Raw genomic sequence first — 16999 nt, forward strand, 5'->3', positions numbered from 1 at the left:
TTTATATGTCCTATTTTATATTGATGACCCCGAAAACATTAGCACTCCATTTGGGTATTAAGTAAATACCTATTAGGCAGGTTACCATTACGGGGGAGTAGGAATGAGTGAAATAGCTTATCAAAATATGCCATACCAAAAAGAAACTCAATCCTGCAAGATATAGACTAAGTGCTATTCTTGTAGCTTTTTCACTCTTTCTACACAAAAAAGCAATGACTCCTACCAAAGCAATTTGCCCTATAGAAGCCCATATAAAATATTCGGGGTGCTCATTAGCTAAATGAGCATTCTCAGCAATTCTGGGGAGTTGCAACCATTGGGGTATCTTATCTACAAAGTTAATATACCACTGCCAGAAAGAAATACTTTCTTCCGCTTGATGCAATGCGTGTAGCCCTATTATGGGGAGCCACAAGTGTATGTATTTATTGGTCTTCATATTTTTTAATGGGAGTTCTTTTTTAGAAAGACTTTATTTGACCGCAAAGATACTAAAAAAACAAAAACCGAAAACTTTATACTATAAAAATATAAAATCTTCGGTTTTATAAAATATTATGAATACAAAAATTCTTATAACATACGCCTATTCCTGACGTGGTTTTTGGTTATTGTTGTGTCCTTTAGGACGGTCATTGCGGTCGCCGCGAGGTTTTCCGTTATAAGGCTTGTCAGACTTAGGGCGGTCTTCTCTCGCTGGGCGGTCAGGGCGCTCTTCACGTGGAGGACGTGGTAATAAGGCTTTGCGCGATACTCTCGTCTTCTTAGTTTTAGGGTCAATACCGAGGTATTTTACTTCTATGATATCACCTTCTTTAAGAGCGTCTTCTATTTTATCTACTCTGTCCCAAGATACTTCTGAGATGTGTAGCAAAGAGTCTTTACCAGGTACAAACTCTACGAAAGCCCCAAACTCTACTAAACGTACTACTTTCACAGTGTAAGTTTCACCTTCTACAGGTTCAAATTTCACTGCATTTACAGCTTCTATAGCTTCTTGTATACCAGCTTCGTCAGTACCTAAGATTTCTACGATACCTAGTTCGCCTACTTCTTCCACCACAATGGTAGTTTTAGTACGAGCTTGTAGGTCTTGAATGTTCTTACCTCCTGTTCCGATAAATGCCCCGATATATTCTTTAGGCATATCCATCTTCACAATCTTAGGAGCGTGAGGTTTCACAGTAGGATTAGGTTGTGCTATAGTGTCAGTTATTTTGCCCAAAATGTGCATACGTCCCTCACGTGCTTGGTTGAGGGCTTTTTCGAGGATTTCATATGAAAGTCCTTTTATCTTGATATCCATTTGGCAAGCGGTGATACCATCAGCAGTACCAGTTACTTTGAAGTCCATATCGCCTAAGTGGTCTTCATCGCCCAAGATGTCTGAAAGTACCGCATAACGATCGCCGTCGCTGATAAGCCCCATAGCAATACCCGATACCGGTTTTACCATTTGTACCCCTGCATCCATTAGTGCCAAAGTACCTGCACACACAGTAGCCATTGATGATGAACCATTAGATTCTAAAATCTCAGACACTACGCGAACGGTATAAGGACAATCTTCTGGTATCATACGTTTAAGGGCGCGTTGTGCTAAGTTTCCGTGTCCTATCTCGCGGCGTGAAGTACCACGCAAAGGGCGAGCCTCACCGGTTGAGAATGGAGGGAAATTGTAATGTAGGTAGAAGCGCTCTTCGCCTTGTTCTGAAGGTAGGTCAATAACATTTGCTTCGCGTGAAGTACCTAAGGTAACAGTAGTAAGCGATTGGGTTTCGCCACGTGTAAAGATAGATGAACCGTGAGCTGAAGGCAAATAACCTACTTCGCACCAGATAGGGCGTATTTGGGTAGTATTACGTCCGTCTAAACGAATATTTTCCTCTAAGATAAGGTTACGAACAGCTTCTTTTTCGGCATCTCCGAAATAACGAGTAATAAGAGGAGTTAGCTCTTCCAATTCCTCTTCGGTAAAAAGTGCTAAGCACTCTTCTTTCACCGCATTGAACTTTTCTCCGCGTTCTTGCTTAGTAGTGTTTTCTTTAGCAATAGCATAGCATTTTTCATAAGCCAATGGGTATACTTTTGCTTTTACTTCTTCATTTTCTACTTCAGGCTCATAGGTGCGTTTTTCAGTCTTACCTACTTTTTCAGCCAAACGCAATTGTGCTTCGATATGTGGTTTGATAGCTTCGTGAGCAAATTTGATAGCTTCTGCCATATCTTTTTCGCTCACTTCGTCCATTTCACCTTCTACCATCGCTACAAAGTCTTTTGAAGCTCCCACCATAATGTCGATGTCTGATGCTTCTAACTGCTCGCGACTAGGGTTTACTATAAATTTGCCATTCACACGTCCTACACGTACTTCAGAGATAGGTCCGTCGAATGGTATATCTGATACTGCCAAACACGCTGAGGCAGCAAGACCTGCTAACGCATCGGGCATTACGTTTTCATCGTGCGAGATAAGTTGTATCATCACCTGTGTTTCAGCGTGATAATCTTTAGGGAAAAGCGGACGCAATACGCGGTCTACCAAGCGCATTGTTAAGATTTCTTGGTCGCTAGGGCGAGCTTCACGTTTGAAAAAGCCCCCAGGGAAACGACCTGCTGCCGCAAACTTCTCGCGATAGTCTACCGTTAGGGGTAGAAAATCGGTTTCAGGGTTTATATCTCTTGCTGATACTACTGTTGCCAATAGCATAGCATTGCCCATTTGCACCACCACAGCACCGTCAGCTTGTTTAGCTAACTTGCCAGTTTCGATAGTAATGGTACGACCATCACCTAAATCGATAATTTCTTTTTTTACTTCTGGTATCATTCAATACTTGTTAATTGATAAGTGAAAATTGTTAATTGAATAGTTGTGTTGTGTGGTTTAAAAAGGCTACCAATGAAAACATTAAGCAAAAGGAGGCACTAAGCCTCCTCTCTTTTTATTTTCTAATGTTAAGCTCTTTGATAATTGCACGATATCTTTCAATATCGGTATTCTTCAAATAGTCTAGCAAACTTCTACGCTTACCTACGAGCTTTACTAACGAACGCTCAGTGTTAAAGTCCTTGCGATTCACTTTTAAGTGCTCTGTAAGGTGATTGATTCTAAGGGTGAAAAGTGCGATTTGCCCTTCTGCTGAACCTGTGTTGGTTTCTGAACCTGCGTACTTTTTGAAAATTTCCGCTTTTACTTCTTTAGTTAAATACATTCCAATATTAATTTAATGATTATTATGTACAAATATTTTGTGGGTGCAAAAGTATTACCTTTTTTTTAGATATGCAAATTTTAGATGAAATATTATTTTGCCGCCCATTGCACTAACTACTAACTAAACTCTCGCTCGTGACGTTTGCGTTCGTTTTCATCTAAGTAGATTTTGCGCAAGCGCATATTTTTAGGGGTAACCTCTACGTATTCGTCTTTTTGTATGTACTCTAACGCCTCCTCAAGTGAGAATTTGATAGGAGGTGCCAGTTTTACTTTTTCGTCAGACCCTGCCGCACGTACGTTAGTCAGTTTTTTAGTCTTAGTTACATTTACTACGATGTCGCCACTGCGCGAGTTTTCGCCTATTACCTGCCCTGTATAAATATCTTCACCTGGGAAGATAAAGAACTTACCGCGGTCTTGTAGCTTGTCTAAAGAGTAGGGGATAGCGGTACCTTGTTCCATAGAAATAAGCGAGCCGTTGATGCGTCCTGCTATTTCGCCTTTGAAAGGTTGAAACTCTAAGAAACGGTGGTGAATGATAGCCTCGCCAGCAGTAGCCGTAAGCAGTTGGTTGCGCAAACCGATGATGCCACGCGAAGGAATCAAGAATTTGATAATCATTCGTTCTCCTTTAGGCTCCATACTTAGCATCTCGCCTTTGCGAAGTGTTACCAAGTCTACCGCTCTACCGCTTACATTTTCGGGTAGGTCTATAGTCAGTTCTTCTACAGGTTCACATTTTACTCCGTCTATCTCTTTGATGATAACTTGTGGCTGCCCGATTTGTAGTTCGTACCCCTCGCGGCGCATTGTCTCTATAAGTACTGAGAGGTGTAGCACTCCACGTCCGTATACTACAAATTTGTCTGCACTATCAGTAGCCTCTACACGTAGGGCTAAGTTCTTCTCTAATTCGCGTTCTAAACGTTCTTTGATGTGGCGTGAAGTTACAAACTTGCCGTCTTTGCCAAAGAAAGGAGAGTCGTTGATAGTGAAGAGCATACTCATCGTAGGCTCGTCAATAGCAATAGTAGGTAGGGCTTCGGGGTTTTCGTAGTCGGCTATGGTATCGCCTATTTCAAAACCTTCTAAACCTGCAATAGCGCAAATATCGCCTGCTTGTACCTCTTCTACTTTTTTGCGACCTAAACCGTCAAAAGTGTGTAGTTCTTTTATTTTTGATTTTACGATAGAACCATCGCGTTTTACTAATGAGATGTTCATACCGGCTTTGAGGGTGCCGCGGTGTAGTCGGCCGATAGCGATACGTCCAGTAAAAGTAGAATAGTCTAATGAAGTGATGAGCATCTGTAGGCTACCTTCTTCTACTTTAGGAGCAGGGATATGTTTTACAACCATATCTAATAGAGGCTCGATGCTGTCGGTTTTTTTGTGCCAGTCTTCTGACATCCAGTTTTGTTTAGCTGAACCGTATACCGTAGGGAAGTCTAATTGCCAGTCTTCAGCCCCGAGTTCGAACATAAGGTCGAAAACAGCCTCGTGTACTTCATCGGGGGTACAGTTTTCTTTATCTACTTTATTGATAACTACTATAGGTTTGAGTTTCATCTCTATAGCCTTTTGTAGTACAAAGCGCGTTTGTGGCATAGGCCCCTCGAAAGCATCAACTAATAGTAGTACTCCGTCAGCCATATTCAGCACTCGCTCTACTTCTCCACCAAAATCGGCGTGGCCAGGGGTATCAATAATATTGATTTTGATATCTTTATAAATTACCGAAACATTCTTAGATAAGATGGTGATACCGCGTTCGCGTTCCAAGTCGTTGTTGTCTAAGATAAGTTCTCCCGCATCCTGATTGTCACGGAACAAAGCACAGTGGTGCAAGATTTTATCAACAAGGGTAGTTTTTCCGTGGTCAACGTGAGCAATAATTGCTATATTTCTAATAGCGGTCATAGGTGCAAATAGTGTTTTTAAAAAATTGAGGGTGCAAAATTATAAAATAATTAGCAAATGACCAAATTTGCTAATTTACAAATTTTCTCATTTGCTAATGGTTTAGTGTCCGCATTTACAGCCTGCTCCTCCGCTACAGCTGTTTTTCTTTTTAGTGAAAAAAAACTTTTTTACTAAGAAAATTACTGCCGCAGCTACTAATACATAGGCTATGATTTCTTGTATTTCCATAAGTATTATTTAGTAAGTTCAAAAGTAACTATTATCTGACTATTGACTGAGATACTGCCAAGAGCTAAAGTAGTATTGCTAGGGGCAGCCCCTCTTATCATAACACTAGCAGGAGTGTCTCTTAAGCTCGTCTCTCTGATAGTTAGGGCTTTACCGATATTTTGGTCTAAGCTGGTAGCGTAAAGCAGTGCTTTTTTGCGAGCATCATCAATAGCTGCAATGCGTGCCTCTTGTTGTAGTTTAGCTCTTACACTGTCTTCTATGCCGAAAGTTACACTATTTATCTGGTTAACACCTGCTTCGAAGAGAGCGTCCATTAGGGTTTCGTATTTTGCCAAGTTGTCCAATTTTATTTTGACAGTTTGCGAAATGTGGTATTGGTAGGTTTTGGTGTTGTAATCGTAATTCTTGTACAACGATACGTAGTCGGTCTGAAAATTCTTTATTGGCACTTCTTCTTTGTTGATAGCCTGAATTACTTTGGCTAACTTCTCTCCATTTTCTTGGCGCAGTAGTTTTGCATCTTTCCCTTCGCCTTCTATACTTACTGATATATTTACAAGGGTAGGAGTAGCCTCGATACTTGCTTCGCCTACTACATTCACAGTAGGAACTACAGACTGTACAACCTCTTGTGCCGCCATCTGTGTCATACCCATATAGGATACGAATGAAAATAATAAAATGTAACGCTTCATATTTCTCAATTTATTTAGTAATTATTCAGGATACGCGATTCTCACGTGGTAAATATTGGTTAGTTTGCTCTTAAATACCTTCTTAATGGCTTCTATTTCTTTGAATGAAATATCTGAATTAGCAAACTGATTATCGTCTAACTGTTTTTTGATGATGCGGTCTACAAACTCTCCTAAGGCTTCGTAGGTAGGGTTTTTAAGACTTTTGGTAGCTGCTTCTACTGAGTCTGCCATCATAAGGATAGCCGTTTCTTTAGAGAAAGGAATGGGGCCTGGGTATCTAAAATCTTCCTCTTTTGCATTGGGGTTAGTGTCTAACTCTTTGCGGTAAAAATAATAAGTCAGGCTACGCCCGTGATGGGTGCGTATAAAGTCGATAAGGCGCTCAGGCAATTTGTGTTTGCGAGCAAGTTCTATCCCGTCAGCTACGTGCTTGATGATTACCTTAGCACTTTGTAAAGGGGTTAGCTGGTCGTGTGGGTTTAGGCTTGTCTTTTGGTTTTCAATAAAGTACAAGGGGTTTTGCATCTTTCCAATATCGTGATATAAAGCTCCTACGCGTACTAATAGTGTATTAGCTCCTATTTCGGCAGCAGCAGCTTCGGCTAAATTGGCTACCTGCATAGAGTGCTGAAAGGTACCTGGCGCTTTTTCAGAAAGTTGCCTTAATAATGGCGAATTGGTGTCGGACAACTCTAACAGCGAAACATCGGATACTAACCCAAAAGTGCGCTCGTATATATAGGTGAAAGGCTGTGAAAAGAGAATACCTATACCATTGAGAATGAATAGGGTGAGCAGCGAAAGGTCTAAGCCTTTGAGGGTGCCCTCGGTAATAGTATGAAAGGCTATGTAGATAATTAGGTAGGCACCTGTGATGAGGGCTGCTGAAATAAAACTACTCAACCGGTAATGTACATTCTTAGGCGTCAGAATAATAGTCATAGCAGCTATTATCTGTATAAAAACAAACTGAAAGCTGTTAGGCACTATGAAACCTGTGATGAGAATAGTGCAGATAAAGACAAAAAAGACAGTACGCAAATCAAAAAACGACTTGAGTATGAGTACCATCATCGCTACAGGCACTATGTAGATGTATTCTGGCAGGTGTTTTACTACGATACCTACAAATAGTATCATACAGAGCATATTTAGTAGTACCACTACCAATTTTAGGTTGCTCTTATAGATTTTCTTCTCGTAGAGCTTTAGATAGAGAGCCATCACTGCCAATACAATCGCTACCAATACGTAATAGCCCAAAAGCGACCAGTTGTAGTTATTCTGGTTCCAAGTCTGTGTTTCGTACTCGTCTTTTAGCGATTGTAGGGTGTTTAGCTTTTCGCCCTCTACTAATTCGCCTTTGGCTATAATGAGTTTCCCTTTATTCACCCAACCTCTAGTAAAAACGATTTCTTTCAGATTTTGGTCTAACGTTTTTTGAGTGAAATTCTGGTCTACCGTTAGGTTAGGAGTGAGTACATCGAAAAATAAATCGCAGTAGTTTTTTGCGTATTCGTTATAAGGAGATGAGTGGAAATAAGCCTTTACACTCGCGCTGAGGTGTTGCAATGAGAGTATTTGGGCAGTTGGCAGTTCCTCTATTTGGTTGTTATGCCTAATAACGGCTATCTCTGAAGGGCTATTGTCTGGCATTTTTAGTATAATCCCTTTGTGGTAACTGTCTTTTAAGAAAGTTTCGGCCTTTTGTAGCAAAACCTCCTTACGGGCAGCGGGTATATGACCAAAATAGTCGTTTTTCTTCTGTTGAAACTTCTGTAATGCCGATGTAAAAGCAGTTGTATCTTGGCGATAGTACACCGTAGAGTGCTCTGTAATTTGAGCTTCTTCAGCTTTTATCTGTTCAGCGGTTTTCTTTAAAGGAAAATCAAAAGGGGCATAAAGGTTTTCGTGCTGCCATAATTCTCCTTTGCGAAACTCGTATTTGAACTTCGCCTTTTCGGGGAAAACCTGTAGTATCAGTACTAAAGCTACAGCAAAAGCTAAGCCCTTAAATACTACTGACTGTTTTACAAAGAGTTTGATATTATGTAGTTTCATCGGTTTGATGGCTTTGAGAGGGCAAAGGTAGTAAAAAATACCTACTTCACAATAAACTCTACTCTTTTGTTTGCTTGGTGTTGTTCTTCAGTACAAGGCACTCCGTTTTCACAGCCATTTACGGGTTGTGTTTCTCCGTATCCCTTAGCGGTAAGCCGGTTGCGCGAGATGCCTTTATCTATCAGCCATTGCTCAATCACTTTGGCTTGGGTATTTGAAAGCGACATATTGTAATCGTCATCGCCTCGGCTATCAGTATGTACCTTTATATCGAGGCGTACATTAGGATGCTCTTCTAAGAAAGTTACTATTTTGGCTAATTGCACCGAAGCGTCGTAGCGTATGTTAATACGTCCGTAATCGAAATGTATATTGTCAATTTCAAAAACAGAAGCTAAATTATCGCCTTGGTTTACAGTAACACTTAAGGGGAGTAGCTGTATGAACTGCTGCATCTCGCCAGGGGTAACAAATATTAAAGGCAATGTAAATACTTCGTAATTGGGTTTTATCACTTGTAAGTAACCATACTCAAAAGCCGCGCCACTGCTCCTATTGCTCAGTACAAAGAAGCCGTTATCATCAGTAGTATCAGTAAGTAGGGTATGCATAGCCTCATTGGTGAGGATAATCTGAGCGTCGCTGATAAGACTGCCATTAACAGCATCGGTTACCATACCTATAAGCTCTTTGTGAGAGTAGTTATTAGGATTGGCAATTTTGGGTGCATTGGGCAATAACTCAGCAAACATACGTTGTGAGGCAGGAAGAAATTGGGCTAATACACGCTGTGCCTCTTTGTCTTTACCCATATTTTGCAGCGATTGACTGTAGTGGTACAAATCAATGGGCGAGGGCGTGTAGCCAGTAGTAGTGGTTAGCTTTTCATACCAAGTGAAGGCACTAGGGTATAGCTTTGAGGCGTAATAATAATCAGCCAAGCGTGTTACTACCTCTTGTGTTTGATAGCCTTTCTCGGCAATGGTTTGGTATATTAGGGCAGGGGTTATCCGTATTTGCGAAAAACTTAGTGCCACCGAGCCTATTAATAGGCTGAAGAATACTTTTGTTTTCATACTATTACGAATTTTAAGACTTTTATCGAGACAAATGTACGAAAATAAAGTTGAATAACCAAACTAAAAAAACAAAAAAATATTACGGTACGGGGTCATACCCACATCCGCCCCAAGGATGGCATCTGGCGATACGTTTTAGGGCTAACCAGCTTCCTTTAAAAGCACCGTATTTCTTTAGCGCCTCGAGAGCGTATTGCGAACAGGTAGGGGTATAACGACAAGTAGGTGGTTTCAGAGGAGAAACCACCACTTGATAAAATCGTACTAAAAAAATAAATAGATATTTCATTAACTGAAGCGCTCTATTACCTCATTGCTTACGCCAGTGCTTGAGAAACCACCATCGTGGTAGAGGTTCTGCATTGTTACTTTGCGGGTAAGGTCAGAGAATAGACTCACGGTATAGTTAGCACAATCTAGAGCCGTAGCGTTGCCTAGTGGCGACATTGCATCAGCGTAAGCTATAAAGCCACCAAAACCTTTTACGCCTTGTCCGGCAGTAGTAGGGGTAGGCGATTGCGAAATAGTGTTTACGCGTACTTTTTTGTCTTTACCAAAGAAGTAACCAAAGCTGCGAGCGATAGATTCTAAGTAGGCTTTGTTATCAGCCATATCATTATAGTCGGGGAAAGTGCGTTGTGCTGCCATATAGGTGAGGGCTACAATACTGCCCCACTCATTCATCGCATCGTTTTTATAGAGTACTTGGCACAACTTGTGAAAAGATAGGGCTGATACATCCCAACCTTTTTCGGTATTTGCGTAGTTAGACTCGGTGTAAGGTATATTCTTGCGCACGTTTACCGACATACCGATAGAGTGCAATACGAAGTCTAACTTACCGCCTAATATTTCTACTGATTTGGTAATCAAGTTTTCGAGGTCGTCCATATTAGTAGCATCAGCAGGGATAATTTCAGAGCCTGTTTTTTCGGCTAAGTTTTTTATTTGTCCCATACGCATAGCTACAGGGGCATTGGTAAGCACAAACTTACCACCTTCTTCGTGTACACGCTCTGCAGTTTTCCACGCAATTGAATTTTCGTCTAAGGCACCAAATATGATACCTCTCTTTCCTTTTAATAAATTGTACATTTTTTTTAGATATTAGTTTTTAGTTTTTAGTTGTTAGCTTCTAACCTCTAACGACTAATTTTCAAATTCCTTTAGGGTATTGATAATGATGTTAATACACTCTCTTAATTCTGTTTCGTTCATTACTAATGGAGGCGCAAACCTAATGATATTGCCGTGGGTAGGTTTAGCTAATAGTCCATTATCGCGCATCCTTAGGCAGATGTTCCACGCGGTATCGCTATCTTCAGTGTCGTTGATAACTACTGCATTCAGCAGTCCTTTGCCGCGTACTAAAGTAGCTACCTTTGAGTTTTTGATATAGTCGCTGAGCTCTTTGCGGAAAATCTCACCTAAACGAGCGGCATTTTCAGCCAATTGTTCGTCTTTTACCACTTGTAGCGCTTCTATAGCAACAGCCGCTGCCAAAGGGTTACCCCCAAAGGTACTGCCGTGCTGTCCCGCTTTTATTACGTGCATAATGCGGTCATCGGCAAGTACTGCACTTACAGGATAAACCCCTCCGCTGATAGCTTTGCCAAGTATTAAAATATCGGGCTTAACATTCTCGTGGTCTACTGCCAAACGCTTGCCAGTACGCGCTACGCCTGTTTGTACCTCATCGGCTATAAAAAGGGCGTTATAACGTTCGCATAAGGCTTTAGCACCACTTAGGTAACCTTCAGAAGGCACATATACTCCCGCTTCGCCTTGTATAGGCTCTACTAAAAAACCTGCTACGGTAGCTGCATTTTCAGCCAATACTTTTTCTAAGGCAGCTAAGTCGTTATATGGTACTGATACAAAGCCCGGTGTATAAGGCCCGAAGTTAGTACGCGCATTCTTGTCAGACGAAAAAGAGACTACTGTAGTAGTGCGCCCGTGAAAGTTCTGCTCGCATACGATGATAATAGCAGCACTTTCGGGTACGCCTTTTTGTTCGTAAGCCCATTTACGGCATATTTTGATAGCTGTTTCTACCGCTTCAGCTCCTGTATTCATAGGAAGGACTTTCTCAAAGCCAAAATATTCAGTAACATACTTTTCATATACGCCTAATTTGTCGTTATAAAAAGCGCGAGAGGTAAGGGTAAGCGTTTGCGCTTGTTCTGTTAGCGCTTTGATGATACGTGGGTGGCAGTGCCCTTGGTTTACAGCAGAATAAGAGGAAAGGAAGTCGAAATAACGTTTTCCTTCCACATCCCACACGTATACGCCTTGCCCTTTGCTAAGCACTACTGGCAGGGGGTGATAGTTATGCGCTCCGTACTGGTTTTCTAGAGCCATAGCCTCTTCTGAGGTTAATGTATTCTTTGTCATATTGTTTAATATTTAGATTTTAGGTTTAGGGGGTTATGCTATCATTACAGCGCCTACGGTAGCGTTGCTGGTTTCATCTATTAGAATAGCGCTGCCCATTGGCGGATTGTCAGTAAAAGCATCATATACTAAAGGGGCTGCTGCTTTTATACGTATTTTGGCTATCTCATTGAGTTTTACGCTTTCCACCTCTTCTTCTTGGTCGAGGGTATTGACATCTATCTTATAGGCAATTTCTTTTACTACTACCTTCACCAATCGACTGCGCTGCTGTAGTAGGTACTTGTTGCCCTCTTTTAGGGCGCGCTTGTCCATCCAGCAGACAATCGCTTCTATCTCTTGACTTTGAGCGGGTTCAGCCTCTTCGCTGGCAAAGTAGTCACCGCGCGAAATGTCGATATCGTCTTCAATGTGCATCACTACAGGCTCGCCAGCTTTAGCTTCGGCTACCTCCTCGCCATTGCGCTCTATTTTGCTTATCTTAGTGCTGATACCTTCGGGTAGTACCACTATTGCATCGCCTTTGCGGTAAGTGCCCGAAATGATTTCGCCTGCATAGCCTCGATAGTCGTGTAGGGCTTCGGTCTGTGGGCGTATAACGTATTGCACCTGAAAACGCCGCTCTTTGTAGCTGTTCTGACTAATTTCTATTGTCTCTAAAAAGTCTAAAAGCGAAGTGCCTTTATACCAAGGCATTGCCTCAGTGGTATTCACTATATTATCGCCTACGAAAGCCGAAATAGGGAAGTAATGCACGCTTTTGAGTCCCAAACGTTTGGCAACGGTTTCGTATTCGCGTTTGATGTTTTCAAAAGTATCTTCAGCATAGCCTACCAAGTCCATTTTATTTACGGCTACCACCACTTCGGGTATGTTAAGCAGGGAGGCGATAATAGAGTGACGACGCGTTTGTTCGGTTACCCCATTGCGGGCATCGACTAAGATGATGATAAGCTGCGAGTTAGAGGCACCGGTTATCATATTGCGGGTGTACTGGGTATGGCCAGGGGCATCGGCGATGATAAACTTGCGCTTAGGGGTAGCGAAATAGCGATATGCCACATCTATAGTGATGCCTTGTTCGCGCTCGGCACGCAGACCATCGGTTAGGATAGCGAGGTCTATACCATCGTCGTTTTTATTTTTAGATTGTTGTTCGAGGGCTTCTAACTGGTCAGCCAATATGCTTTTGCTGTCGTATAGCAGTCTGCCGATGAGGGTACTTTTGCCGTCATCTACGTTTCCTGCAGTTATAAATCTTAGTATATTCATTTTTAATTTGTCGATGTGCTAATATTGGGGATTAGCAAATTTGTTGCAAAGGTACAAATAATTTGGGAATTAGCAAATTTTAGGAAGAGTCGGAGTGCGAGCCCCACTGGCGATTGTGGGACAGGTGGGAGTGCAAGCCGCACCGGCGATTATGGGACGGGTGGGAGTGCGAGCCGCACCGGCGATTATGGGACGGGTGAAACAGGTGGGACGGGTGAGACTGGGAGGAATGAGGATATTTTTTCTAGTTTTGGCAGGGTAAATAGTTATTTGTACTTCGGGGATTGTTCGTTTATTGTTCGGTGATCCTAAAGGGTAAGTATATCTAAAGTAAAGGGTAGGTGTGAAGAGAAAAAAAATCTGTTTGTCAAATCATTAAATTTGCTAATTGGCAAATTATTCTTACCTTTGCCGTATGAATGAAACTGATATTACCCCTATACCCGAAAATACACCGTCTTTGCAACGGAACTCACGTCCGCAGCCTACTATTGAGCGCGGCAAAATACCCCCTCAAGACCTTAATCTAGAAGAAGTTATCTTGGGGGCTATGCTCATTGATAAAAAAGGAGTTGATGATGTTATAGATATTCTCAACCCTGAGGTTTTCTACAAAAAGCAACACCAGCTTATCTATCAGGCTATCTTTGAGCTTTTTAATCAATCAGAAGCTATCGACCTACTAACCGTAGCCGAGCAGTTGCGCCGTACGGGTAACCTAGAAGCCGCTGGGGGTGAGTTTTACCTTATCAACCTTACTCAACGAGTATCGTCGTCTGCCAATGTAGAGTTTCACGCCCGCATCGTTTTGCAGAAGTTTATCAAGCGAAAGCTGATAGAAATATCAGCTAAAATAATAGAAGATGCTTATGATGATACCCGCGATGTGTTCGACTCATTAGACAATGCCGAGCAGATGCTCTATGAGGTAACCCAAGGCAACCTAAAACGCTCAAGCGAAGCAGCAGGCGATTTGGTACTGAAGGCACTGAAAAAAATACAAGAACTTTCTAATAAAACTGATGGCTTTAGTGGGGTGCCCTCTGGCTTTACTAAGCTCGACCAACTGACCTCAGGGTGGCAAGCTAGCGACCTTATTATCATAGCCGCGCGTCCTGGTATGGGTAAAACTGCCCTTACCCTTTCGATGGCACGCAATATAGCCGTAGGGCAGAACATACCAGTAGCTTTCTTTTCGCTCGAGATGTCGGCAGTACAGCTTATCACCCGTCTGATTTCTTCTGAAACAGGACTTTCGTCAGAAAAGTTGCGTACCGGAAAACTCGAAGAACACGAGTGGTTTGTGCTGAATACTAAGGTAAAAGACCTCGAAAAAGCTCCTTTGTATATAGACGATACTCCCTCGATTTCTATATTCGACCTTCGCGCTAAAGCACGCCGTCTCTCTACCCAATTTGGCATCAAGCTTATAGTTATCGACTATCTACAGCTGATGACGGCAGGCGGTAGCAAAGGGGTGGGCAACCGTGAGCAGGAAATATCTACTATCTCGCGCAACCTGAAGGCATTAGCTAAAGAGTTAGACGTCCCTGTTATTGCCCTATCACAGCTTTCGCGTAATGTAGAGGCACGCCCTGGTCATAAACGTCCACAGCTGTCTGACTTGCGTGAGTCCGGAGCCATAGAGCAAGATGCCGACATCGTTTCGTTTATCTATCGACCTGAATACTACAAGATTAACGAATGGGATGACGAAGCCCAAACCCCTACAGCAGGGCAAGCTGAGTTTATAGTAGCTAAACACCGCAATGGGGGGTTAGATAATATACGCTTGAAGTTTGAAGGGCATTTGGGTAGGTTTGCTAATTTAGATGAATACGGATATACACCTTTTGCTACCCAAGAGTTAGGTTCGAAGATGAATGATAAGGTAGCCTTTGAACCCCTACCGACAGGGCAACCCTCGCAGGCTTTTGGCACTCCTGAGCCTACCGATGATACCGGTGTTCCATTTTAGAAAAATAACTAACAGATGAAGAAAAGACAGCCTATACAGTCAGCACCAGAGCCCGAAGTAATTTACTTAGCGGGAGGATGCTTTTGGGGTACCGAGCACTTTTTTAAGCAAGTGCGCGGAGTACTAAGCGTGCAATCGGGCTACGTAAACGGACATACTAATAAGCCTACTTACGAAGAGGTGGTAACGGGCGAGACGGGTTATGCTGAGGCTGTAAAGCTGACTTATGACCCTCAACAGCTGAGTTTTAAGAAACTGCTTGCGCTATTTTTTTCCACTATTGACCCTACCTCGCTCAATCAGCAAGGCACAGATGTAGGTACTCATTACCGTACAGGTATTTATTACGTGAATGAGCAACAGCGCATTACCGCTGAGCACGCCCTACGCAAGCTCGCTGCCCGCTATACACAGCCCATAGTGGTAGAGTGCGAACCTTTTAGGGTATTTCAGCCTGCTGAAGACTGGCATACCGATTATTTGGCTAAATTCCCTTCAGTAGATTGCCATATCGCCCCTGAGGTACTCGCTAATGCCAGAATGGCAAACCCGATTAAACTCGGTGGCAACCGACGCCCTCTTAAAAAGCTTTATCAATTTGCAAATCATAATTGATAATTCATACTCAAAATTCAAAAAAGATGATAAAATCGTATCTTTCAAAAATATTTGCCGCTATTGTTAGAAAAAGGATAGACCGATGGGCAAAAAATCCTGTCGCTACACAACAAAAGGTATTTGAGCAACTGATAGCACAAGCCAAAGACACGGCTTTTGGGCGCGACCATCATTTTGATGAGATTAAAAGCTATGATGATTTTGTAGCCCGTGTGCCGATACGCGATTATGAGGCATTGCGCCCCTATATAGAAAGGGTAGTGGAGGGGGAGCCCAATGTGCTATGGAAGGGGAAACCGCTTTATTTTGCCAAAACTTCAGGCACTACCAGCGGAGCAAAGTACATACCTATTACCAAAGCCTCTATGCCTTTCCACATACAGGCAGCCCGCGATGCCATACTCTGCTATATACACGAAACTAAAAAAGCAGCTTTTGTAGAGGGGAAAATGATATTCCTGCAAGGGAGTCCGATATTGGGTGAAAAAAATGGTATTAAAACCGGTAGGCTCTCAGGGATTGTAGCCCACTATGTGCCTGCCTACTTACAGCGCAACCGTATGCCCTCTTATAAAACAAATTGTATTGAGGATTGGGAGACAAAGGTAGAAGCTATAGTTACCGAGACTTTCTCGGAAAATATGACCCTTATTAGCGGTATTCCTTCGTGGGTGTTAATGTACTTCGAGCGACTCTATACGCGCTCAGGGCTGAAAGTAGGACAACTATTTCCTAACTTCAATCTTTTTATCTACGGAGGGGTGAACTACGAGCCTTATCGACAAAAGTTTGAGCACCTTATAGGGCGGAAGGTAGATAGTATAGAGCTTTACCCTGCCAGCGAAGGTTTTTTTGCTTACCAAGATAGTCAGACCGAAAAAGGAATGCTTTTATTGCTGAATGCTGGTATTTTCTACGAATTTGTAGAAGCAGATACCTTCTTTAGCCAGCAGCCTAAGCGGATACCCCTACAAGAGGTACAGTTAGGGGTGAATTACGCTCTTATTATCTCTACCAATGCAGGTTTATGGGGCTATAATATAGGTGATACGGTACAGTTTACCTCTCTTGCTCCTTATCGTATAGTAGTAACAGGGCGTATTAAGCATTTTATTTCGGCTTTTGGCGAACACGTGATAGCCAAAGAGGTAGAAGAAGCTATGCAGCAAGCACTCGAAGCTACAGGGGCAGGGATTACTGAGTTTACCGTAGCTCCGCAAGTCAATCCTACAGATGGGCAATTGCCTTACCACGAGTGGTTTGTAGAATTTGAACAAAAACCTGCTGATATGCAACGCTTTGCCCAAGTGATAGACGAGGCATTGCAAAAGCAAAATATGTATTATTACGACCTAATACAGGGTAAGGTGCTACAGCCGCTAAAAATTACTGAAGTACCTGCCGGAGGGTTTGCTAGCTATATGAAGTCGCTAGGCAAACTCGGTGGTCAGAACAAAATACAGCGATTGGCAAATGACCGTAGTGTAGCAGATAAATTAAAACTTTTTTAAGAAAAATTTGG

At 42.3% G+C, this 16999-nt stretch carries 15 protein-coding genes; 3 read left to right on the forward strand and 12 right to left on the reverse strand.

The window, feature by feature from the left end; genetic code table 11:
• Window positions 1-10: 10 nt before the first annotated feature.
• The 12 genes from FOC45_RS02640 to FOC45_RS02695 form a co-directional block, all read right to left on the reverse strand.
• On the reverse strand, window positions 11-442 hold the full coding sequence (locus tag FOC45_RS02640; RefSeq protein ID WP_009733895.1) for an HXXEE domain-containing protein: 432 nt from the start codon (window positions 440-442) through the stop codon (window positions 11-13).
• A gap of 147 nt (window positions 443-589) precedes the next feature.
• On the reverse strand, window positions 590-2833 hold the full coding sequence (locus FOC45_RS02645; RefSeq protein ID WP_009733894.1) for a polyribonucleotide nucleotidyltransferase: 2244 nt from the start codon (window positions 2831-2833) through the stop codon (window positions 590-592).
• Window positions 2834-2948: 115 nt separating this feature from the next.
• Window positions 2949-3218: a 30S ribosomal protein S15 gene (rpsO, locus tag FOC45_RS02650; protein ID WP_009733893.1), complete on the reverse strand. Its 270-nt coding sequence runs from the start codon at window positions 3216-3218 to the stop codon at window positions 2949-2951.
• Between the two features lie 119 nt (window positions 3219-3337).
• Window positions 3338-5143 (reverse strand): translational GTPase TypA, encoded by a 1806-nt coding sequence (gene typA / locus FOC45_RS02655; protein WP_009733892.1) that lies wholly within the window; start codon window positions 5141-5143, stop codon window positions 3338-3340.
• Between the two features lie 102 nt (window positions 5144-5245).
• A complete protein-coding gene (locus FOC45_RS02660) occupies window positions 5246-5374 on the reverse strand; it encodes a FeoB-associated Cys-rich membrane protein (protein WP_009733891.1) in 129 nt (42 codons plus the stop codon).
• 5 nt (window positions 5375-5379) lie between these two features.
• Window positions 5380-6072 carry an SIMPL domain-containing protein gene (locus tag FOC45_RS02665; RefSeq protein ID WP_155846588.1) on the reverse strand — a complete coding sequence of 231 codons (693 nt, stop codon included), beginning with the start codon at window positions 6070-6072 and terminating at the stop codon, window positions 5380-5382.
• Window positions 6073-6093: 21 nt separating this feature from the next.
• Complete coding sequence (locus FOC45_RS02670) at window positions 6094-8136, reverse strand: HD family phosphohydrolase (protein WP_009733889.1); 2043 nt, start codon at window positions 8134-8136, stop codon at window positions 6094-6096.
• A gap of 41 nt (window positions 8137-8177) precedes the next feature.
• Window positions 8178-9212: an OmpA family protein gene (locus FOC45_RS02675; protein WP_009733888.1), complete on the reverse strand. Its 1035-nt coding sequence runs from the start codon at window positions 9210-9212 to the stop codon at window positions 8178-8180.
• An 82-nt stretch (window positions 9213-9294) separates the two neighbouring features.
• Entirely contained in the window at window positions 9295-9504 is a 210-nt protein-coding gene (gene yidD, locus FOC45_RS02680) for a membrane protein insertion efficiency factor YidD (RefSeq protein WP_009733887.1), read from the reverse strand.
• A complete protein-coding gene (locus FOC45_RS02685; protein ID WP_009733886.1) occupies window positions 9504-10310 on the reverse strand; it encodes an enoyl-ACP reductase in 807 nt (268 codons plus the stop codon). The genes yidD and FOC45_RS02685 overlap by 1 nt, the downstream gene beginning before the upstream one ends.
• 54 nt (window positions 10311-10364) lie before the next feature.
• Entirely contained in the window at window positions 10365-11609 is a 1245-nt protein-coding gene (gene rocD, locus FOC45_RS02690) for an ornithine--oxo-acid transaminase (protein WP_009733885.1), read from the reverse strand.
• A gap of 33 nt (window positions 11610-11642) precedes the next feature.
• Entirely contained in the window at window positions 11643-12881 is a 1239-nt protein-coding gene (locus FOC45_RS02695; protein ID WP_009733884.1) for a sulfate adenylyltransferase subunit 1, read from the reverse strand.
• Window positions 12882-13296: 415 nt separating this feature from the next.
• Between FOC45_RS02695 and dnaB the strand changes: the two genes are divergently transcribed.
• Genes dnaB through FOC45_RS02710 form a run of 3 tightly spaced genes read left to right on the forward strand, consistent with a single transcriptional unit; the run spans window position 13297 to window position 16988 of the window.
• Window positions 13297-14859: a replicative DNA helicase gene (dnaB, locus tag FOC45_RS02700; RefSeq protein WP_009733882.1), complete on the forward strand. Its 1563-nt coding sequence runs from the start codon at window positions 13297-13299 to the stop codon at window positions 14857-14859.
• Window positions 14860-14874: 15 nt separating this feature from the next.
• Entirely contained in the window at window positions 14875-15474 is a 600-nt protein-coding gene (gene msrA / locus FOC45_RS02705) for a peptide-methionine (S)-S-oxide reductase MsrA (RefSeq protein WP_009733881.1), read from the forward strand.
• Between the two features lie 26 nt (window positions 15475-15500).
• Entirely contained in the window at window positions 15501-16988 is a 1488-nt protein-coding gene (locus tag FOC45_RS02710) for a GH3 auxin-responsive promoter family protein (protein ID WP_009733880.1), read from the forward strand.
• Window positions 16989-16999 lie beyond the last annotated feature (11 nt).

Source organism: Capnocytophaga sp. FDAARGOS_737 (assembly GCF_009730375.1).
In the GTDB taxonomy this organism is placed as follows: domain Bacteria; phylum Bacteroidota; class Bacteroidia; order Flavobacteriales; family Flavobacteriaceae; genus Capnocytophaga; species Capnocytophaga leadbetteri.

Coding starts and splice junctions, on each gene's coding strand:
- yidD (WP_009733887.1), bottom strand. CDS start 9,504: ATGAAATATCTATTTATTTTTTTAGTACGATTTTATCAAGTGGTGGTT.
- typA (WP_009733892.1), bottom strand. CDS start 5,143: ATGACCGCTATTAGAAATATAGCAATTATTGCTCACGTTGACCACGGA.
- FOC45_RS02645 (WP_009733894.1), bottom strand. CDS start 2,833: ATGATACCAGAAGTAAAAAAAGAAATTATCGATTTAGGTGATGGTCGT.
- FOC45_RS02665 (WP_155846588.1), bottom strand. CDS start 6,072: ATGAAGCGTTACATTTTATTATTTTCATTCGTATCCTATATGGGTATG.
- rpsO (WP_009733893.1), bottom strand. CDS start 3,218: ATGTATTTAACTAAAGAAGTAAAAGCGGAAATTTTCAAAAAGTACGCA.
- dnaB (WP_009733882.1), top strand. CDS start 13,297: ATGAATGAAACTGATATTACCCCTATACCCGAAAATACACCGTCTTTG.
- msrA (WP_009733881.1), top strand. CDS start 14,875: ATGAAGAAAAGACAGCCTATACAGTCAGCACCAGAGCCCGAAGTAATT.
- FOC45_RS02660 (WP_009733891.1), bottom strand. CDS start 5,374: ATGGAAATACAAGAAATCATAGCCTATGTATTAGTAGCTGCGGCAGTA.
- rocD (WP_009733885.1), bottom strand. CDS start 11,609: ATGACAAAGAATACATTAACCTCAGAAGAGGCTATGGCTCTAGAAAAC.
- FOC45_RS02695 (WP_009733884.1), bottom strand. CDS start 12,881: ATGAATATACTAAGATTTATAACTGCAGGAAACGTAGATGACGGCAAA.
- FOC45_RS02640 (WP_009733895.1), bottom strand. CDS start 442: ATGAAGACCAATAAATACATACACTTGTGGCTCCCCATAATAGGGCTA.
- FOC45_RS02670 (WP_009733889.1), bottom strand. CDS start 8,136: ATGAAACTACATAATATCAAACTCTTTGTAAAACAGTCAGTAGTATTT.
- FOC45_RS02710 (WP_009733880.1), top strand. CDS start 15,501: ATGATAAAATCGTATCTTTCAAAAATATTTGCCGCTATTGTTAGAAAA.
- FOC45_RS02685 (WP_009733886.1), bottom strand. CDS start 10,310: ATGTACAATTTATTAAAAGGAAAGAGAGGTATCATATTTGGTGCCTTA.
- FOC45_RS02675 (WP_009733888.1), bottom strand. CDS start 9,212: ATGAAAACAAAAGTATTCTTCAGCCTATTAATAGGCTCGGTGGCACTA.